This is a genomic window from Pseudomonas fluorescens (assembly GCF_902497995.1).
Lineage (GTDB): Bacteria > Pseudomonadota > Gammaproteobacteria > Pseudomonadales > Pseudomonadaceae > Aquipseudomonas > Aquipseudomonas fluorescens_BK.
Window position 1 is genome coordinate 24,391 of sequence record NZ_CABVII010000039.1, and the last position, 19,225, is coordinate 43,615.

Below are 19,225 nucleotides of genomic sequence, written 5' to 3' on the forward strand. Positions count from 1 at the left end.
TCATGGCTGAAGCCGAAAAAACCGTCCGTACGCTGACTGGCCGTGTTGTCAGCGACAAAATGGACAAGACCATCACCGTTCTGATCGAGCGTCGCGTAAAGCACCCGATCTACGGTAAATACGTTAAGCGTTCGACTAAGCTGCACGCGCACGACGAAACCAATCAGTGCCACATCGGCGACAAAGTCACTATTCGTGAAACTCGTCCTTTGGCCAAGACCAAGTCTTGGGCGCTGGTTGATGTTCTCGAACGCGCTGTGGAAGTCTAAGGACTAGGGGTCGGAGAAATTATATGATTCAGACTCAATCCATGCTCGATGTGGCCGATAACAGCGGCGCACGCCGCGTTATGTGCATCAAGGTGCTGGGTGGCTCCCATCGTCGTTACGCTGGTATCGGTGACATCATCAAAGTTACCGTGAAGGAAGCAATTCCTCGCGGTAAAGTGAAAAAAGGCCAAGTGATGACTGCTGTTGTAGTCCGCACTCGTCACGGCGTACGTCGTGCTGATGGCTCCATTATCCGCTTTGATGGCAACGCTGCTGTTCTTCTGAACAACAAGCAAGAGCCGATCGGCACCCGTATCTTTGGGCCAGTGACCCGTGAACTTCGTACTGAGAAGTTCATGAAGATCGTCTCGCTCGCCCCAGAAGTGCTGTAAGGAGATCCGACATGCAAAAGATTCGTCGTGACGACGAGATCATCGTGATCGCCGGCAAAGACAAAGGTAAGCGCGGTAAGGTGCTTAAGGTTCTCGCTAACAACCGTCTGGTTATTGGCGGTCTGAACCTGGTCAAGCGTCATACCAAGCCTAACCCGATGTCGGGCGTGCAAGGCGGTATCGTCGAAAAAGAAGCTCCACTGGACGCTTCTAACGTCGCCATTTTCAACGGCGAAACCAACAAGGCTGACCGCGTTGGTTTCAAAGTAGAAGACGGCAAGAAAATTCGTGTCTTCAAGTCGACCCAAAAAGCGGTTGATGCTTGAACACTGCTAGGTAGATAAGACCATGGCACGACTAAAAGAGATTTACTGGAAGGAAATCGCACCGAAACTTAAGGAAGAACTTAAGCTTTCGAACGTGATGGAAGTTCCACGCGTTACAAAAATCACCCTGAACATGGGTCTGGGCGAAGCGGTCGGTGACAAAAAAGTCATCGAGCACGCTGTTGCCGACCTGGAAAAGATCACCGGTCAGAAAGTCGTTGTGACTTACGCTCGGAAATCCATCGCTGGCTTTAAAGTCCGTGAAGGTTGGCCGATCGGCGTCAAAGTGACCCTGCGCCGTGAGCGTATGTACGAATTCCTGGATCGTCTGCTGTCGATCTCCCTGCCTCGGGTTCGCGACTTCCGCGGCCTGAATGCCAAGTCCTTCGATGGTCGTGGTAACTACAGCATGGGCGTTAAAGAGCAGATCATCTTCCCGGAAATCGACTACGACAAGATCGATGCTCTCCGCGGTCTGGACATTACCCTGACCACCACTGCCAAGAACGATGATGAAGGTCGCGCCCTGTTGCGTGCTTTCAAATTCCCGTTCCGCAACTGATTGGAGTAGGAAAATGGCCAAGATGAGCATGAAAAACCGCGAGCTGAAGCGTCAGCTCACGGTTGCCAAGTACGCCAAAAAGCGTGCAGCACTGAAAGCTATCATCGTTGATCTGAACGCAAGTCCAGAAGCACGTTGGGAAGCTACAGTCGCTCTGCAGAAGCAGCCACGTGACGCAAGCGCTTCGCGCATGCGTAACCGCTGCCGCCTGACCGGTCGTCCACACGGCGTTTACCGCAAGTTCGGCCTTGGCCGTAACAAACTGCGTGAAGCTGCAATGCGTGGTGACGTACCTGGTCTGGTTAAAGCCAGCTGGTAAGCACTGTCAAAGTCTCGGTGTCCAGGATCGCAAGATCCTGACCACCGGTGACCTTGAACTTGAATCAAGCCCCTTTTGGGGCTTGATTCATTTGTGGGGTGTGTCTAGAATACCCGGCTCGCCTGAGCCCGTGCTTTTTTCGTGCGGAGTTTCTCGGCGAAGGTAGTAGCCGCAAGGCTTATTTTTTTGTATTAGGAGCGTCTAGCCCATGAGTATGCAGGACCCGTTAGCGGACATGCTAACTCGAATCCGTAATGCCCAGATGGCTGAAAAGTCCGTCGTAAGCATGCCTTCTTCCACGTTGAAGGTGGCTGTAGCTAAAGTCCTGAAGGACGAAGGCTACATCGCGGGTTATCAGATCAGCAGCGAAATCAAACCACTGCTGTCTATCGAGCTGAAATATTTCGAAGGCCGTCCGGTCATCGAAGAAGTGAAGCGCGTTAGCCGTCCAGGCCTGCGTCAGTACAAGTCCGTCGATGATCTGCCGAAAGTTCGTGGCGGTCTCGGTGTGTCTATCGTCTCCACCAACAAAGGTGTGATGACGGATCGTGCTGCGCGCGCTGCCGGTGTCGGCGGCGAAGTTCTTTGCACTGTGTTCTAAGGGGGGATAAGCATGTCACGCGTCGCTAAGAACCCCGTTAAGCTGCCAGCCGGTGTCGAAGTCAAATTCGCAGGCCAACAGCTTTCGGTGAAGGGTGCCAAGGGCACTCTCGAACTGAACATCCATTCGTCCGTTGAGATTGTTGAAGAAGCCGGTGAGCTGCGTTTTGCTGCTCGCAATGGCGATCAACAGACTCGCGCAATGGCTGGTACCACTCGTGCGTTGGTAAACAACATGGTCCAAGGCGTAAGCCAAGGCTTCGAGCGCAAGCTCCAGCTGGTCGGTGTTGGTTACAAAGCGCAAGCAAAAGGCACAGTGCTGAACCTGGCTCTTGGCTTCTCGCACCCAGTGGATTATGAACTGCCGGAAGGCATCACCGCTGAGACTCCTAGCCAGACCGATATCCTGATCAAGGGCATCGATAAGCAGCTGGTAGGTCAAGTGGCCGCCGAGATCCGCGACTTCCGTCCACCAGAGCCGTACAAAGGCAAAGGTGTGCGCTACGCGGACGAAGTCGTCCGTCGTAAAGAAGCCAAGAAGAAGTAGGGCATAGCAAATGACCGACAAAAAAGTTACTCGACTGCGTCGCGCTCGCAAAGCACGCCTGAAAATGCACGAACTCGAAGTCGTGCGTCTCTGCGTGTTCCGCTCGTCGCAGCACATCTACGCCCAGGTCATTTCGGCCGACGGCAACAAAGTCCTGGCAAGTGCCTCGACTTTGGATAAAGAACTGCGTGATGGCGCCACTGGCAACATCGACGCGGCCACTAAGGTTGGCCAGCTGGTCGCTACGCGTGCAAAAGCCGCTGGCGTCTCGCAGGTGGCTTTCGACCGCTCTGGCTTCAAGTACCACGGCCGCGTCAAGGCGCTGGCTGATGCTGCTCGTGAAGCTGGGCTGGAGTTCTAAGTTATGTCAAATAACGACCAAAAGCGCGACGAAGGCTACATCGAGAAGCTGGTTCAAGTTAACCGCGTAGCCAAAACCGTTAAAGGCGGCCGTATCTTCACTTTCACCGCGTTGACCGTGGTAGGTGATGGTAAAGGGCGTGTTGGCTTCGGCCGTGGCAAGTCACGTGAAGTGCCTGCTGCGATCCAGAAGGCAATGGAAGCTGCTCGCCGCAACATGATCCAAGTTGATCTGAACGGCACCACGCTGCAGTACGCAATGAAGTCCGGTCACGGCGCTTCGAAGGTGTACATGCAGCCTGCTTCTGAAGGTACCGGTATCATCGCTGGCGGCGCTATGCGTGCTGTCCTCGAGGTTGCTGGCGTTCAGAACGTTCTCGCCAAGTGCTACGGTTCGACTAACCCGGTAAACGTGGTTCACGCCACTTTCAAAGGTTTGAAGGCCATGCAGTCTCCTGAATCCATTGCCGCCAAGCGTGGCAAAAGCGTCAAGGAGATCTTCTGATCATGGCTACCGTTAAAGTTACGCTGATCAAAAGCATGACCGGCCGCATCCCTAACCACAAGCTGTGCGTTAAGGGTCTGGGTCTGCGTCGCATCGGTCACACTGTAGAAGTACTTGATACTCCCGAGAATCGCGGGATGATCAACAAGGCTTACTACATGCTGCGTGTCGAGGGTTAATCGATGAAACTCAATGATCTGAGTCCAGCGCCGGGTTCCCGTCGCGAAAAGCATCGTCCGGGCCGTGGTATCGGTAGTGGTTTGGGCAAGACCGGTGGCCGTGGCCACAAAGGTCAGTCCTCCCGCTCCGGTGGCACCATTGCTCCAGGCTTTGAAGGCGGTCAACAGCCGCTGCATCGTCGCCTGCCGAAGTTCGGTTTCGTTTCCCTGAAAGCCATGGACCGCGCAGAAGTGCGTCTGTCCGAGCTGGCTAAAGTGGAAGGCGACATCGTCACCGTGCAGTCCCTGAAAGATGCCAACGTGATCAACGTCAACGTACAGCGTGTGAAAATCATGCTGTCCGGTGAAGTGACTCGCGCTGTCACTATCGGCAAGGGAATCGGCGCCACCAAAGGTGCGCGTGCGGCTATCGAAGCAGCTGGCGGCAAGTTCGAGGAATAAATGGCTAAGCAAGGTGCTCTCTCTGCGCTCGGCAAAGGCGGTATGTCTGAACTCTGGGCTCGTCTGCGTTTTCTGTTCCTGGCGATTATCGTCTACCGAATAGGCGCACACATCCCGGTTCCAGGTATCAACCCGGACCGACTCGCGGACCTGTTTCGACAGAATGAGGGGACCATTCTTAGCTTGTTCAACATGTTTTCCGGCGGCGCGCTGGAACGGATGAGCATCTTTGCACTGGGGATCATGCCGTACATTTCGGCATCGATCATCATGCAGCTGATGTCCGCCGTCAGTCCGCAACTGGAGCAGTTGAAGAAGGAAGGTGAAGCTGGGCGTCGCAAGATCGCCCAGTACACCCGCTACGGCACTGTCGTCCTCGCTCTTGTTCAGGCCATTGGCATGTCCATCGGTCTGGCGGGGCAGGGCGTATCGTTCACTGGTGACTTTGGCTTCCATTTCGTCGCGGTATCCACGTTTGTGGCTGGTGCGATGTTCATGATGTGGCTGGGTGAGCAGATTACTGAGCGTGGTGTTGGCAACGGTATCTCGATGTTGATTTTCGCAGGTATCGTCGCCGGTCTTCCGAGAGCGATCGGGCAGTCTTTCGAGTCTGCGCGTCAGGGTGATATCAACATTTTCGCCCTGGTTGCCATCGGTTTGCTGGCAGTAGCGATTATCGGTTTCGTGGTGTTCATTGAGCGTGGTCAGCGTCGTATTGCTGTTCACTACGCCAAGCGCCAGCAGGGCCGCAAGGTCTTCGCTGCGCAGACCAGCCACTTGCCGCTGAAGGTGAACATGGCCGGTGTCATTCCGGCCATTTTCGCGAGCAGCATCTTGCTGTTCCCGGCTTCGTTGGGTACCTGGTTCGGCCAGTCCGAAGGTTTGGGCTGGTTGCAGGACATCTCGCAGTCGATCGCTCCTGGTCAGCCGTTGAATATTCTGCTGTTTAGTGCAGGGATTATTTTCTTCTGCTTCTTCTATACGGCGTTGATGTTCAATCCGAAAGACGTAGCGGAAAACCTGAAGAAGTCCGGTGCCTTTATTCCGGGTATCCGTCCAGGCGAGCAGTCGGCGCGCTACATTGATGGCGTTCTGACCCGTTTGACCCTGTTCGGTGCTCTATATATGACGGCCGTGTGCCTGTTGCCCCAGTTCCTGGTGGTTGCAGCAAACGTTCCGTTCTACCTTGGCGGGACCTCGTTGCTGATCGTCGTCGTGGTTGTGATGGACTTCATGTCCCAAGTACAATCGCACCTCGTTTCGCACCAGTACGAATCCCTGATGAAGAAAGCCAACCTGAAGGGTTACGGCAGCGGCATGCTGCGCTGACCCATAAGGTTCGAGGAGTTGGTGATGAAAGTTCGTGCATCGGTGAAAAAGCTGTGCCGTAACTGCAAGATTATTCGCCGCGAAGGTGTTGTTCGAGTAATTTGCAGCGCGGAACCGCGTCACAAACAGCGCCAAGGCTGAGTGTGATCCGCTTGAAGCCCGGCAGCTAGTGCGCTGCCGGGTTGATTATTTGTTATTACAGCGATATTATCTCGCGCCCTATTTCTTGGCTTCCGGGGCGTAGGTAGCTGTCAATTGGAGTCCCACTGAATGGCCCGTATTGCAGGCGTTAACATTCCAGATAACAAGCACACTGTTATCTCGCTGACCTACATCTATGGTGTTGGTCGCACAACTGCACAGAAAATTTGTGCAGTGACTGGGGTAAACCCAGCCGCAAAGATCAAGGATCTGAGCGACGAGCAGATTGAACAGCTGCGTGGCGAAGTGGCGAAGTTCACCACTGAAGGTGACCTGCGTCGCGAAATCAACATGAAAATCAAGCGTTTGATGGACCTCGGTTGCTATCGCGGTCTGCGTCATCGTCGTGGTCTTCCAGTACGCGGTCAGCGTACCAAGACTAACGCGCGTACCCGTAAAGGTCCGCGTAAGCCGATCCGCAAGTAATCGCCCCAGCGAATCGACAGGAAAATTATCATGGCAAAACCTGCTGCTCGTCCTCGTAAAAAAGTTAAAAAGACAGTGGTTGATGGCATCGCCCACATCCATGCTTCTTTTAACAACACAATCGTGACCATCACCGACCGTCAAGGTAACGCGCTTTCTTGGGCTACCTCCGGTGGTTCGGGTTTCCGCGGTTCCCGCAAGTCCACCCCGTTTGCTGCTCAAGTAGCTGCTGAACGTGCTGGTCAAGCTGCGCTGGAATACGGCCTGAAAAACCTCGACGTTAACGTCAAAGGTCCAGGTCCAGGTCGTGAGTCTGCTGTCCGTGCTTTGAACGGCTGTGGCTATAAGATCGCCAGCATCACCGACGTGACGCCAATCCCGCACAACGGGTGCCGTCCGCCGAAGAAGCGCCGCGTGTAATCCAGGAGATTGTAAAGAATGGCTCGTTACATTGGTCCAAAATGCAAACTCGCTCGTCGCGAAGGCACCGATCTCTTCCTGAAGAGCGGCGTGCGCGCGATCGAATCGAAGTGCAACATTGAAGCAGCACCTGGTATCCACGGCCAACGCCGCGGTCGCCAGTCCGATTACGGCACCCAACTGCGTGAAAAGCAGAAGGTCCGTCGTATCTACGGCGTTCTCGAGCGTCAGTTCAGCGGCTACTACAAAGAAGCTGCTGGCAAGAAAGGTGCAACCGGCGAAAACCTGTTGCAACTGCTCGAATGCCGTCTGGACAACGTTGTATACCGTATGGGTTTTGGCTCTACTCGTGCCGAATCCCGTCAGCTGGTATCGCACAAATCCGTCAGCGTTAACGGTCAGACCGTAAACGTGCCGTCGTACCAGGTTCGTGCTGGTGACGTGGTCGCGATTCGCGAGAAAGCAAAGAACCAACTTCGCATTGTCCAAGCTCTCGATCTGTGTGCCCAACGTGGCCGCGTAGAATGGGTAGAAGTAGACACTGAGAAGAAGTCGGGCGTTTTCAAGAACGTTCCAGCTCGCAGTGATCTGTCCGCCGACATCAACGAAAGCCTGATTGTCGAGCTCTACTCCAAGTAAGGGCTAGAAAATAGGTGCATCCATGCAGATTTCGGTAAATGAGTTCCTGACACCCCGCCATATTGATGTGCAGGTTGTCAGTCCAACCCGCGCCAAAATCACTCTCGAGCCTCTCGAGCGTGGTTTTGGCCACACCCTGGGCAACGCGCTGCGCCGCATCCTGTTGTCCTCAATGCCCGGCTGTGCAGTAGTCGAGGCCGAGATTGACGGTGTGCTCCACGAGTACAGCGCCATCGAAGGTGTACAGGAAGACGTAATTGAAATCCTGTTGAACCTTAAAGGTCTGGCTATCAAGCTGCACGGCCGTGACGAAGTTACGCTGACCTTGTCGAAGAAGGGTTCGGGGGTGGTTACCGCTGCCGATATTCAGCTGGATCATGATGTCGAGATCGTTAACCCCGATCACGTAATCGCTAACCTGGCGTCTAACGGCGCCTTGAACATGAAGCTCACCGTAGCTCGTGGTCGTGGTTATGAACCGGCAGACTCGCGTCAGAGCGATGAAGACGAAAGCCGCAGCATCGGTCGCTTGCAGCTTGACTCTTCGTTCAGCCCGGTTCGCCGTATCGCATACGTGGTGGAAAACGCCCGTGTCGAGCAGCGTACTAACCTGGACAAGCTGGTTATTGATCTGGAAACCAACGGTACCCTGGATCCTGAAGAGGCTATCCGTCGTGCTGCAACCATCCTGCAACAGCAGTTGGCTGCGTTCGTCGACCTCAAAGGTGACAGTGAGCCAGTGGTTGTCGAGCAGGAAGACGAGATCGATCCGATCCTGCTTCGCCCGGTTGACGATCTGGAACTGACTGTACGTTCGGCTAACTGCCTTAAGGCGGAAAACATCTACTACATCGGTGACCTGATTCAGCGTACCGAAGTAGAGCTGTTGAAGACTCCGAACCTGGGCAAGAAATCCTTGACTGAAATCAAGGACGTTCTGGCCTCCCGCGGTCTGTCCCTCGGCATGCGCCTCGACAACTGGCCGCCTGCAAGTCTTAAGAAGGACGACAAGGCGACTGCCTGATCGTCGTAATCACCGAACGTTGTGTTTGGTAAGGAATGAACCATGCGTCATCGTAAAAGTGGTCGTCACCTGAGCCGCACCAGCTCGCACCGCAAGGCCATGTTTCAAAACATGGCAGTGTCGCTGTTCGAGCACGAGCTGATCAAAACTACACTGCCGAAAGCTAAAGAACTGCGTCGCGTTGCTGAGCCGCTGATCACTTTGGCCAAGACAGACAGCCTGGCTAACCGCCGTCTGGCTTTCGACCGTACTCGTTCGAAAGCTATCGTTGGTAAGCTCTTCAACGACCTGGGCAAGCGTTACGCTACCCGTGAGGGTGGCTACCTGCGCATCCTCAAGTGCGGCTTCCGCACTGGCGACAACGCGCCTATGGCGTACGTCGAGTTGGTTGATCGTCCTGCCGGTGGTGAAGCTGTATCCGCTGAGTAAGACGTCAGTCTGAAACGAAAAACCGGGCCTTGCGCCCGGTTTTTTGTGCGCGCTCGAAAAGGATTTGCGTCGTTCCCTGTCATTCTCTGAATTAGTTTTTTCTATCGATTCCTGCAAATCAATGAATTTGATGGCGTCATGCTCATGGTCAATACTCCGAGTCAGCCGATTAGCCGGCAGTTCAAGACTGACAAAGGATGAGATCGCATGAGCCAAAGTAAAACGCTTACCACCGCCAGTGGCGCTCCTGTCGCCGATAACCAGAATTCCCGTTCCGCCGGCCCACGTGGCCCATTGCTGCTCGACGACTTCCACCTGATCGAGAAGCTTGCCCACTTCAACCGTGAAAACATCCCTGAACGTCGTGTACACGCCAAAGGCTCGGGTGCTTACGGTACGTTCACCGTGACGCGTGACATCACCGGGTACAGCAGCGCCAAGCTGTTCGAGTCCGTCGGCAAGCAAACCCCAACCTTCCTGCGGTTTTCCACCGTCGGCGGTGAGCGCGGTTCAGCCGACACCGAGCGCGATCCACGGGGATTCGCCCTGAAGTTCTATACCGAGGAAGGTAACTGGGACATTGTCGGCAACAACACGCCTGTATTTTTCATCCGTGACCCACTCAAATTCCCGGACTTTATCCACACCCAAAAGCGCCTGCCGCAAAGCAACCTGAAAAGTGCGCAGATGATGTGGGACTTCTGGTCGCACTCGCCTGAGGCGCTGCACCAGGTGACTATTTTGTTCTCGGACCGCGGCATTCCTGACGGCTATCGTCACATGCACGGCTTTGGTAGCCACACCTATAGCCTGATCAACGCCAATGGCGAGCGTCACTGGGTGAAATGGCACTACAAGACCAAGCAAGGGATCAAGAACCTGGCGCCGACAGATGCGGCACGCCTGGCCGGTACCGATCCGGATTACGCGCAACGTGATTTGTTCGAGGCGATCGAGCGCGGTGATTTCCCGAAATGGCGTGTGTGTATTCAGATCATGACCGAGGCTCAGGCCGCGGCGCACTACGAAAACCCTTTCGACGTGACCAAGACTTGGTCGCAGAAAGAATTCCCGCTGATCGAAGTGGGCGAGCTGGAACTCAACCGCAATCCGCTGAACTACTTCGCTGAAGTGGAGCAGGCTGCGTTCGGTCCGAGCAACATGGTGCCCGGCGTCGGGCTGTCGCCAGACCGCATGCTGCAAGGTCGGGTGTTCGCTTACGCGGATGCTCACCGCTACCGTATCGGCACCAATCACCAGCAACTGCCGGTGAACGCGCCTCGCAGTCCGGTGAACAGCTATCAGCGCGATGGGTCGATGGCGTTAGGCACCAATGGCGGTGCGGCACCTAACTATGAGCCAAACAGCTACGTCGAGTCGCCGAAGCAAGCGCCTCGTTATGCCGAGCCCGCTCTGGCCCTGAGCGGTGCCGCGGATCGCTACGATCACCGCGAAGACACCGACTACTACAGCCACGCCGGTGCGCTGTTCCGTCTGATGAGCGCTGAGCAGAAAACCCTGCTGGTCAACAACATTGCCGGTGCAATGGCAGGTGTTTCCGGTGATGTGACTGACCGTCAATTGCAGCATTTTTTCCGGGCTGATCCGGCGTACGGAGAAGCAATCGCAAAGGCGTTGGGCGTACAGCTTAACGAAGTCTAAACGAGAAGCAGAACCGCCCTCATTTGGGCGGTTTTTGCGTTATTTAAACCAGTTTTCTCAGAATATCTTCGCTTTTATCGCGCAAACGAAGTGACCAATCAGCTTCATTGGTTCAAACTACAGACTTTCAAGCAGGGAGATGTAGGGCGATGCAAGGCCACCCAGACGTAATCGATTACCTCAACACGTTGCTGACCGGCGAGCTGGCGGCGCGTGATCAATATTTCATCCATTCGCGGATGTACGAGGACTGGGGTTTCACCGAGCTCTACGAACGTATCAACCACGAGATGGAAGAAGAAGCGGGGCACGCTGATGCCCTGATGCGCCGGATCCTGATGCTCGAAGGTACGCCGCGCATGCGCCCGGATGACCTGGATGTCGGCACCACCGTGCCCGACATGCTCGCTGCCGACCTGCGCCTGGAATACAAAGTGCGCGCGGCACTCTGCAAGGGCATTGAGCTCTGCGAGCTGCACAAGGACTACGTCAGCCGCGAGATGCTGCGGATTCAGCTCAATGACACCGAAGAAGATCACACCTACTGGCTTGAGAAGCAGTTGGGTCTGATCAAGTTGATCGGGCTGGAGAATTACCTGCAATCGCAGTTTTGATGCTGCTGAACTGTAGGTGCCCGGCTTGCCGGCGAAGTCGTCCATGAGACCGCTATCGCCAGCAAGCTTGGCTCCTACAGGTTCATTACAAAAAAGCCCCTGTCACTGTTGAAGTGACAGGGGCTTTTTCATGGGCCTGATTCAGGCCCTGTCGCGCTCCAGCAACGGCTTGAGATAGAAGCCGGTATGCGATTGCTTCATCTCCGACACTTCTTCCGGCGTGCCGACCGCAATGATCTGCCCGCCCTTGGACCCGCCTTCCGGCCCCAGGTCCACCAACCAGTCGGCCGTTTTGATCACGTCGAGGTTGTGCTCGATGACCACCACGGTATTACCGTGATCGCGCAGACGATGCAGGACGTCGAGCAGTTGCTGGATATCCGCGAAGTGCAGGCCAGTGGTCGGCTCATCGAGGATGTACAAGGTCTTGCCGGTATCGCGCTTGGACAGTTCGCGGGACAGTTTCACCCGCTGGGCTTCACCACCCGACAGCGTGGTCGCCGATTGCCCCAGCTTGATGTACGACAGGCCCACATCCATCAGCGTCTGCAGCTTGCGCGCCAGGGCAGGTACCGCATCGAAGAACACTCGAGCCTCCTCGATCGTCATTTCGAGAGTTTCGTGGATGCTCTTGCCCTTGTACTTGATCTCCAGCGTCTCGCGGTTGTAGCGCTTGCTTTTGCAGACGTCGCACGGGACATAGATGTCCGGCAGGAAGTGCATCTCTACCTTGATCAGGCCATCGCCCTGACAGGCCTCACAGCGACCGCCCTTCACGTTGAAGGAGAAACGCCCTGGACCATAACCCCGCGAGCGCGATTCCGGCACGCCGGCGAACAGTTCGCGAATCGGCGTGAACAGCCCGGTATAGGTCGCCGGGTTGGAGCGCGGCGTACGGCCGATCGGGCTCTGGTCGATGTCGACCACCTTGTCCAGATGCTCGAGGCCCTTGATGCTGTCGTGGGCGGCAGCCTCCAGGGTCGTGGCACCGTTGAGTGCCGTGGCACTCAACGGAAACAGCGTGTTGTTGATCAGCGTCGACTTGCCCGAACCGGAGACGCCGGTCACGCAGGTGAGCAGGCCGATCGGGATGTCCAGGTCGACATCGCGCAAGTTATTGCCGCGCGCGCCCTTGAGCGACAGCGACAATTTTTTGTTACGCGGTGTGCGTTTGGCTGGAACGGCGATCTTTACCCGTCCCGACAAATACTTGCCCGTCAGCGAGTCAGGGTGAGCCATGACCTCGGCCGGCGTGCCTTCGGCGACGATATGCCCACCATGGACGCCAGCGCCCGGGCCAATGTCGACCACGTAATCGGCCAGGCGAATCGCATCTTCGTCGTGCTCGACCACAATCACCGTATTGCCGATATCCCGAAGGTGCTTGAGCGTACCGAGCAACCGGTCATTGTCCCGCTGGTGCAGACCAATCGACGGTTCATCGAGGATGTACAGAACCCCTACCAGGCCGGCACCAATCTGGCTGGCCAGACGAATCCGCTGGGCCTCACCGCCAGACAGCGTATCCGCACTGCGATCCAGCGACAGATAATCAAGACCAACGTTGACCAGGAACTGCAGGCGCTCGCGGATTTCCTTGAGAATCTTGTCGGCAATCTCACCACGGCGACCGGTCAGTTTCAGCACGCCAAAATATTCGCAAGCATCGCCAATCGGCAGATTGGTCACCGCCGGCAGCGTTTTCTCGCCGACCCAAACGTGCCGGGCTTCGCGACGCAGACGGGTACCACGGCAATCCGGGCAAGGCTGGGTGCTGAGGAACTTGGCCAGTTCCTCACGGACCGAAGCCGACTCGGTTTCGCGGTAGCGACGCTCCAGGTTCGGCACGATGCCTTCGAACGGGTGTGAGCGTTTGACGATATCGCCACGGTCGTTCAGGTACTTGAAATCGACGTTCTGTGAGCCGCTGCCATGCAGGATGAATTTCTGCTGATCGGCCGGCAGTTCATTGAACGGAACTTCCAGGCTGAACTTGTAGTGCGAGGCCAGCGACCCGAGCATCTGGAAGTAATAGACGTTGCGCCTGTCCCAGCCGCGAATGGCACCTTCGGCCAGGGTCAGTTCGCCATTGACCAATCGCTTGATGTCAAAGAATTGCTTCACGCCCAGGCCGTCGCACGTCGGGCAAGCACCGGCCGGGTTGTTGAAGGAGAACAGCTTGGGTTCCAGCTCGCTGATGGCGTGACCGCAGATCGGGCAGGCGAAGCGCGCGGAGAAGATGATCTCTTCACCCGGCTCGTCGTCCATCGGTGCAACCAGAGCGATGCCGTCCGCCAGCTTCAGCGCGGTCTCGAACGACTCGGCCAGGCGCTGTTGCAGATCGGCACGCACTTTGAAGCGGTCGACCACCACATCGATCGAGTGCTTCTTCTGTTTATCCAGCTTCGGCAACTCGTCCAGCTCGCACAGCCTGCCGTTGACACGGGCCCGGACAAAACCCTGGGCTCGCAGTTCCTCGAAGACCGACAGGTGCTCGCCTTTACGCTCGCGGATCACCGGGGCCAGCAGCATCAGCTTGCTGCCCTCCGGTTGCGCGAGGACCAGGTCGACCATCTGGCTGACAGTTTGCGCTTCCAGCGCAATGTCGTGATCCGGGCAGCGCGGAATGCCCACGCGAGCGTAAAGCAGGCGCAGGTAGTCGTAGATTTCAGTGATGGTGCCGACCGTCGAGCGCGGGTTGTGCGAGGTTGATTTCTGTTCGATGGAAATGGCGGGCGACAAACCTTCGATGGTGTCGACGTCTGGCTTTTCCATCATCGACAGGAACTGCCGGGCGTAGGCCGATAGCGATTCGACGTAGCGGCGCTGGCCTTCGGCGTACAGCGTGTCGAATGCCAAGGACGATTTGCCGGATCCGGACAGGCCGGTGATAACGATCAGTTTGTCCCGTGGCAGGGTCAGGTCGATGTTCTTCAGGTTGTGGGTTCGGGCCCCACGAATCAGGATCTTGTCCAAAGTGGCCTCGCTTGGCGGGCGTCGAAAACGTAGGAGTATACGGCCATATACTGGATGGATGCACACTGTCAAACGAGCGGATTGTTGCCTTACATGAAGAGTCTGTCAGCGGAGCGCGGCAAAGCGTCGCGATATACCCCGTCAATCGATGGGACTGGTAGAATCGCCGCCGGTTCACATGAGGTTTTTCCATGCACGATCCCCACAGCGAACGCATGAGTGGCAGCGAGACCCGCGCAGCAAGCGGTCTGGCCCTGGTGTTCGCGTTCCGTATGCTTGGCATGTTCATGGTGTTGCCGGTATTGGCGACCTATGGGATGGATCTGGCAGGAGCGACCCCGGCCCTCATCGGGCTGGCGATTGGCGCTTACGGCCTGACCCAGGCGATTTTTCAAATTCCTTTCGGTTTCATTTCCGACCGCATCGGCCGCCGTCCGGTGATTTACCTGGGGCTGATTGTCTTCGCCCTCGGCAGCGTGCTGGCGGCCAATGCCGATTCGATCTGGGGCGTGATCGCCGGACGCATCCTGCAAGGCGCCGGGGCGATTTCTGCGGCGGTGATGGCGCTGTTGTCGGACCTGACCCGCGAACAGCATCGGACCAAGGCCATGGCCATGATCGGCATGACCATTGGTCTGTCGTTCGCTGTCGCCATGGTGGTGGGGCCGTTACTGACGCGCGCCTTCGGTCTGTCCGGGCTGTTCCTGGCCACGGGCGGCATGGCGCTGTTCGGCATCCTGATCGTGATGTTCATGGTACCGCGCTCCACCGGGCCGTTGCAGCATCGCGAGTCCGGCGTCGCGCGCCAGGCGCTGTTGCCGACGCTCAAGCACCCGGACTTGCTGCGCCTGGACCTGGGCATTTTTGTGTTGCACGCGATGTTGATGTCGAGCTTCGTCGCATTGCCACTGGCCCTGGTCGAAAAAGCCGGGCTGCCAAAGGAGCAGCACTGGTGGGTGTACCTGACCGCGCTGCTGATTTCCTTCTTCGCCATGATCCCGTTCATTATCTACGGCGAGAAGAAACGCAAAATGAAACGAGTTTTACTGGGCGCAGTGCTGACGCTGATGCTCACTGAGCTATTCTTCTGGCAGTTCGGCGATAGCTTGCGGGCTCTGGTGATCGGGACAGTGGTGTTCTTCACCGCGTTCAACTTGCTGGAAGCTTCATTGCCATCGCTGATCAGCAAGGTTTCACCCGCGGGCGGCAAGGGCACGGCGATGGGGGTTTATTCCACCAGCCAGTTCCTCGGTTCGGCCTTGGGCGGGATCCTCGGCGGCTGGATGTTCCAGCATGGCGGTTTGTCGGTTGTCTTCCTCGGATGCGCCGGGCTGGCTGCCCTCTGGTTGGCCTTTGCTGTTACCATGCGAGAACCTCCCTACGTCACGAGCCTGCGCTTGCCGCTGTCGCCCGAGGCAATCCGCGAAGCGGGTCTGGTCGAGCGCCTGATGGCCGTCGTAGGGGTAACAGATGCAGTGATAGTCGCGGATGAAGCGGCCATTTACATCAAATTGGACACAGAACTATTGGATCGCACCACCCTCGAGCGTCTGGTGAACAACCCGGCCGCGACAGCGTGCGAAGCCTAGGAGAACGTTATGGCCCGTGGGGTTAACAAAGTCATATTGGTCGGCACTTGCGGCCAGGATCCCGAAGTTCGCTACCTGCCGAACGGTAACGCCGTGACCAACCTGAGTCTGGCGACCAGCGAACAGTGGACCGACAAGCAAACCGGTCAGAAGGTCGAGAAAACCGAATGGCACCGTGTGTCGATGTTCGGCAAGGTTGCGGAAATTGCCGGCGAATACCTGCGTAAAGGTTCGCAGGTCTACATCGAAGGCAAACTGCAGACCCGCGAGTGGGAAAAAGACGGTATCAAGCGTTACACCACTGAAATCGTGGTCGACATGCAAGGCACCATGCAACTGCTGGGCGGCCGTCCACAGCAGGGCGACCAACAAGGCGGGGGCAATAACTACCAGCAGTCCGCTCCAGCCCCACGCCAACAGGCTCCGCGTCCGCAGCAGTCGGCACCGCAACAGTCGCGCCCGGCTCCACAGCAGCAGGCTGCTCCTCAGCCGGCTCCGGATTTCGACAGTTTTGATGACGATATCCCGTTCTGACGAACACCTGAGATTGCAATGTAAAGTTTCAGCTGGAAAGCCCCTGTTTAGGGGCTTTTTTTTTATGATTTCTAGCAACCCCTCTGGGTATTTGAAACTATCCGGGTAGAGCACTTCGCCCTTCAGCGTTAGCCCTTAGCGATCCGCGAGAATGCTTACTCTGGCATTGTCCAGGATTGCAACTTGTAGCCCTCCTGGCTCAGCTCGGCGCGCGCCTCTTCCAGCAGGCTTTCCAGCTGCGCCGGGTCGGAATAGGTACTCCTTGGAATCTGTTTGCGGCCAATACGAGTGTTGCTCCGGTCGATGACGGTCAGACTCAGTTCGCCATTACCGTCTTGTGGAGTCCAGACGACGCATTGAAAAGGTTCGAATGCGTCGCCAACAATCAAAAGGGCTTCGTTGATGCGGAGTGGGGTGCTCATGGGTCTTCTTTCCTTGTACCCAAACAAATGATGTGCCGTCGATTGGGCCGTCTGCCCACTGCTCAGCCCCATAACTGCGTCATACGCGGGGGGAGAACTCAACATATTGCTGTCAGCCAGAACATTGGAATTCGACATGAATTAAATCTTTTTTTGTTTTTTTAGTGGTTTTTATACAGACGACAAACCCCGGATTTCTCCGGGTTTGTCTGCGGGATTGCGTCATGCACTTTATGTGCTTGCAACCCCGTACTGTAGGAGCGAGCGGTGCGGTGATCCGACTTGCCCGCGAATGGGACGCCGCGGTGTATCAGGTACACCGCGTTATCGTTCTTCGCGGGCAAGCCACGCTCCTACAGGAGCAGATTGATCAGTTGTTGGAAATCTCGCCAGCCGGCAGCTTTTCCTTGCTGCGCCAGTGCGGCAGGGAGTTCCAGTAGCGCTGGCCCTTGGCGTCGTCGTACATGCCTTCCCAACGGGAGATGACCAATACGGCCAACGCGTTGCCGATCACGTTCAGTGCGGTGCGGGCCATGTCCATGATGCGGTCGACACCGGCGATGAAGGCCAGGCCTTCCAATGGAATGCCGACGCTACCCAGAGTGGCCAGCAGTACCACGAAGGACACACCCGGCACACCGGCGATGCCTTTGGAGGTCACCATCAACGTCAGCACCAGCAGCAATTGCTGGCTGATCGACAGGTCGATGCCGTATAGCTGGGCGATGAAGATCGCCGCGATGCTCTGATACAGGGTCGAACCATCGAGGTTGAACGAATAGCCGGTCGGTACCACGAAGCTGCAAATGGCTTTTGGCGCACCATAGGCTTCCATCTTCTCGATCACCCGCGGCAGCACGGTTTCCGAACTGGCGGTGGAGTAGGCCAGTACCAGCTCATCCTTGAAGATGCGCATCAGCTTGATCACCGAGAAGCCGAACAGGCGAGCGATCAGGCCCAGTACCACGAAGGCGAAGAAGGCGATGGCGAAGTAAACCAGGATCACCAGCTTGGCCAGCGGCAGCAGGGAGGCGAAACCGAAGTTGGCCACGGTCACCGCGATCAGGGCGAACACGCCGATCGGGGCATAGTTCATGATCATGTGCGTGACTTTGAACATGCTTTCCGAGACGCCCTGGAACATCTTCACCAGCGGCTCGCGCAAGTCGGCCTGCAGGCTCGACAAGCCGAGACCGAACAGCACCGAGAAGAAGATGATCGGCAGCATCTCGCCGCGCGCCATGGCGGCAAAGATGTTCGACGGGATCAGGTTGAGGATGGTTTGGACGAACGCGTGTTCATGCTGCACCTCGGCCGCCGTGGCCTGGTACTTGGAAATATCGACGGTACCCAGCGTGCTCATGTCGATGCCGGTACCCGGATGCAGCACATTGGCCAGGACCAGACCGACCAGGATCGCAATGGTGGTGACGATTTCGAAATAAACGATGGTTTTGAAACCGATGCGCCCGAGTTTCTTCGCATCACCGACGCCGGCAATACCGACGACCAGCGAAGAAACCACGATCGGGATCACAATCATCTTGATCAGACGGATAAATATATCGCCCGCTGGTTGCAGGACGTTGCTGATCCACCAGGCTTTTTCGGCACTGAAATGGTTGAGCAGTGCACCGATTGCAATCCCCAGTACCAGGCCGATCAGGATCTGCCAGGCGAGGCTAAGCTTTGCCTTCTTCATATTATTTTTTTTATCCTTACTTTCAGTTTGACTAAGGCAGGTGCGCGAACTGGAACGCTCATTGGCGCAAAAGTCTGTGCATCTGCCCCCAGATAAGGTCGCTCAGAGATCGTGTTTATGGCTCTCTGGCAGGCGCCGAAGAAGGCGCGACTATTCCGATGTAACGGAGCGGCGTCTAATGCTGTAAACGCCTACCCCATGCCGAATCAGCATGGTATTTCTCAAACAAAACCATAGTCCCACACTGTTCGAATACGCCATTTCGGCAGGCATAAGTGCCGTGGCCGGCCATTACGGGGGATCACCAAGCGTTTTTCGATCAGCGAAACGAAGGGCTAAAACGTAGGAAAATTCGCACAAGAAATAGCGTAATTTAATCCAGCCTTTCTCGATAACCGGAGCACTGCCGAAATGGCGTGTTCGAACGGCGTGGGACTATGGTTTTGTTTGAGAAACCCCATGCTGATTCAGCATAGGGTAGGCGTTTACAGCATTAGACGCCGCACCCTTACATCGCAATAGTCACGCCAAATTCGCCGCCTGCCAGAGAGCCATATATTGGCCCGAAGTCGTAGGGCAGGGCGCTTGACAGGGTGACTGCTCAGTCTTGTGGGGGAACTTTGCAACACAAGTATCCTCGGCGATCCGTCTGTCCAACCGTAAAAGCGGAATGCCCCTATGTCAGATTTGAAAACTGCCGCTCTCGAATATCACGCCCATCCTCGTCCAGGGAAGCTGAGTGTCGAGCTCACCAAGGC

At 56.4% G+C, this 19,225-nt stretch carries 26 protein-coding genes; 23 read left to right on the forward strand and 3 right to left on the reverse strand.

Features of this window, described 5'->3' with window-relative positions; all coding sequences use genetic code 11:
- Window positions 1-2: 2 nt before the first annotated feature.
- From rpsQ to bfr, 20 genes are all read left to right on the forward strand, one after another.
- Complete coding sequence (gene rpsQ, locus F8N80_RS29275; protein ID WP_003176419.1) at window positions 3-269, forward strand: 30S ribosomal protein S17; 267 nt, start codon at window positions 3-5, stop codon at window positions 267-269.
- A gap of 23 nt (window positions 270-292) precedes the next feature.
- Complete coding sequence (gene rplN, locus F8N80_RS29280; protein ID WP_002555479.1) at window positions 293-661, forward strand: 50S ribosomal protein L14; 369 nt, start codon at window positions 293-295, stop codon at window positions 659-661.
- A gap of 11 nt (window positions 662-672) precedes the next feature.
- Window positions 673-987 carry a 50S ribosomal protein L24 gene (gene rplX, locus F8N80_RS29285; RefSeq protein WP_003176416.1) on the forward strand — a complete coding sequence of 105 codons (315 nt, stop codon included), beginning with the start codon at window positions 673-675 and terminating at the stop codon, window positions 985-987.
- Between the two features lie 22 nt (window positions 988-1,009).
- Window positions 1,010-1,549: a 50S ribosomal protein L5 gene (gene rplE, locus F8N80_RS29290; RefSeq protein WP_003176415.1), complete on the forward strand. Its 540-nt coding sequence runs from the start codon at window positions 1,010-1,012 to the stop codon at window positions 1,547-1,549.
- Window positions 1,550-1,562: 13 nt separating this feature from the next.
- Entirely contained in the window at window positions 1,563-1,868 is a 306-nt protein-coding gene (rpsN, locus tag F8N80_RS29295; RefSeq protein WP_003176414.1) for a 30S ribosomal protein S14, read from the forward strand.
- A gap of 208 nt (window positions 1,869-2,076) precedes the next feature.
- Window positions 2,077-2,469 carry a 30S ribosomal protein S8 gene (gene rpsH / locus F8N80_RS29300; protein WP_003186040.1) on the forward strand — a complete coding sequence of 131 codons (393 nt, stop codon included), beginning with the start codon at window positions 2,077-2,079 and terminating at the stop codon, window positions 2,467-2,469.
- 12 nt (window positions 2,470-2,481) lie between these two features.
- The gene (gene rplF / locus F8N80_RS29305) at window positions 2,482-3,015 is read left to right on the forward strand and encodes a 50S ribosomal protein L6 (RefSeq protein WP_003176412.1); all 534 of its coding nucleotides are present in this window, start codon (window positions 2,482-2,484) and stop codon (window positions 3,013-3,015) included.
- Window positions 3,016-3,025: 10 nt separating this feature from the next.
- Window positions 3,026-3,376: a 50S ribosomal protein L18 gene (gene rplR / locus F8N80_RS29310; protein WP_003186037.1), complete on the forward strand. Its 351-nt coding sequence runs from the start codon at window positions 3,026-3,028 to the stop codon at window positions 3,374-3,376.
- Between the two features lie 3 nt (window positions 3,377-3,379).
- Complete coding sequence (gene rpsE, locus F8N80_RS29315; protein WP_007943782.1) at window positions 3,380-3,880, forward strand: 30S ribosomal protein S5; 501 nt, start codon at window positions 3,380-3,382, stop codon at window positions 3,878-3,880.
- A gap of 2 nt (window positions 3,881-3,882) precedes the next feature.
- Entirely contained in the window at window positions 3,883-4,059 is a 177-nt protein-coding gene (gene rpmD, locus F8N80_RS29320) for a 50S ribosomal protein L30 (protein WP_003186033.1), read from the forward strand.
- A 3-nt stretch (window positions 4,060-4,062) separates the two neighbouring features.
- On the forward strand, window positions 4,063-4,500 hold the full coding sequence (gene rplO, locus F8N80_RS29325) for a 50S ribosomal protein L15 (RefSeq protein WP_007896782.1): 438 nt from the start codon (window positions 4,063-4,065) through the stop codon (window positions 4,498-4,500).
- Entirely contained in the window at window positions 4,501-5,829 is a 1,329-nt protein-coding gene (gene secY / locus F8N80_RS29330; RefSeq protein ID WP_064680055.1) for a preprotein translocase subunit SecY, read from the forward strand.
- 24 nt (window positions 5,830-5,853) lie between these two features.
- Window positions 5,854-5,970: a 50S ribosomal protein L36 gene (gene rpmJ / locus F8N80_RS29335; RefSeq protein ID WP_002555468.1), complete on the forward strand. Its 117-nt coding sequence runs from the start codon at window positions 5,854-5,856 to the stop codon at window positions 5,968-5,970.
- A 129-nt stretch (window positions 5,971-6,099) separates the two neighbouring features.
- Window positions 6,100-6,456 carry a 30S ribosomal protein S13 gene (gene rpsM, locus F8N80_RS29340; protein ID WP_003186020.1) on the forward strand — a complete coding sequence of 119 codons (357 nt, stop codon included), beginning with the start codon at window positions 6,100-6,102 and terminating at the stop codon, window positions 6,454-6,456.
- A gap of 30 nt (window positions 6,457-6,486) precedes the next feature.
- Window positions 6,487-6,876, forward strand: coding sequence for a 30S ribosomal protein S11 (gene rpsK / locus F8N80_RS29345; RefSeq protein ID WP_002555466.1), 390 nt, complete (start codon window positions 6,487-6,489; stop codon window positions 6,874-6,876).
- A gap of 18 nt (window positions 6,877-6,894) precedes the next feature.
- Window positions 6,895-7,515, forward strand: coding sequence for a 30S ribosomal protein S4 (rpsD, locus tag F8N80_RS29350; protein WP_003210056.1), 621 nt, complete (start codon window positions 6,895-6,897; stop codon window positions 7,513-7,515).
- A 22-nt stretch (window positions 7,516-7,537) separates the two neighbouring features.
- Entirely contained in the window at window positions 7,538-8,539 is a 1,002-nt protein-coding gene (locus F8N80_RS29355) for a DNA-directed RNA polymerase subunit alpha (protein ID WP_003186012.1), read from the forward strand.
- A 42-nt stretch (window positions 8,540-8,581) separates the two neighbouring features.
- The gene (rplQ, locus tag F8N80_RS29360; RefSeq protein WP_008145500.1) at window positions 8,582-8,968 is read left to right on the forward strand and encodes a 50S ribosomal protein L17; all 387 of its coding nucleotides are present in this window, start codon (window positions 8,582-8,584) and stop codon (window positions 8,966-8,968) included.
- Between the two features lie 207 nt (window positions 8,969-9,175).
- Complete coding sequence (locus tag F8N80_RS29365) at window positions 9,176-10,630, forward strand: catalase (RefSeq protein WP_150785251.1); 1,455 nt, start codon at window positions 9,176-9,178, stop codon at window positions 10,628-10,630.
- A 149-nt stretch (window positions 10,631-10,779) separates the two neighbouring features.
- The gene (gene bfr, locus F8N80_RS29370) at window positions 10,780-11,244 is read left to right on the forward strand and encodes a bacterioferritin (RefSeq protein ID WP_084319637.1); all 465 of its coding nucleotides are present in this window, start codon (window positions 10,780-10,782) and stop codon (window positions 11,242-11,244) included.
- A gap of 141 nt (window positions 11,245-11,385) precedes the next feature.
- Here bfr and uvrA read toward each other — a convergent pair whose 3' ends face one another.
- Window positions 11,386-14,220: an excinuclease ABC subunit UvrA gene (gene uvrA / locus F8N80_RS29375; RefSeq protein ID WP_150748018.1), complete on the reverse strand. Its 2,835-nt coding sequence runs from the start codon at window positions 14,218-14,220 to the stop codon at window positions 11,386-11,388.
- Between the two features lie 191 nt (window positions 14,221-14,411).
- Here uvrA and F8N80_RS29380 point away from each other — a divergent pair, with 191 nt between their 5' ends.
- Together F8N80_RS29380 and F8N80_RS29385 are read left to right on the forward strand one after the other, a co-directional pair.
- Window positions 14,412-15,809 (forward strand): MFS transporter, encoded by a 1,398-nt coding sequence (locus F8N80_RS29380; RefSeq protein ID WP_150748017.1) that lies wholly within the window; start codon window positions 14,412-14,414, stop codon window positions 15,807-15,809.
- Between the two features lie 9 nt (window positions 15,810-15,818).
- Window positions 15,819-16,343 (forward strand): single-stranded DNA-binding protein, encoded by a 525-nt coding sequence (locus F8N80_RS29385; protein WP_007896798.1) that lies wholly within the window; start codon window positions 15,819-15,821, stop codon window positions 16,341-16,343.
- 155 nt (window positions 16,344-16,498) lie between these two features.
- Here F8N80_RS29385 and F8N80_RS29390 read toward each other — a convergent pair whose 3' ends face one another.
- Window positions 16,499-16,765 carry a hypothetical protein gene (locus F8N80_RS29390; protein ID WP_150748016.1) on the reverse strand — a complete coding sequence of 89 codons (267 nt, stop codon included), beginning with the start codon at window positions 16,763-16,765 and terminating at the stop codon, window positions 16,499-16,501.
- A gap of 370 nt (window positions 16,766-17,135) precedes the next feature.
- Complete coding sequence (gltP, locus tag F8N80_RS29400; protein WP_150749191.1) at window positions 17,136-18,467, reverse strand: glutamate/aspartate:proton symporter GltP; 1,332 nt, start codon at window positions 18,465-18,467, stop codon at window positions 17,136-17,138.
- 678 nt (window positions 18,468-19,145) lie between these two features.
- Between gltP and F8N80_RS31800 the strand changes: the two genes are divergently transcribed.
- The coding region (locus F8N80_RS31800) for a hypothetical protein (RefSeq protein ID WP_224790775.1) at window positions 19,146-19,225 on the forward strand (80 nt) is incomplete at its 3' end.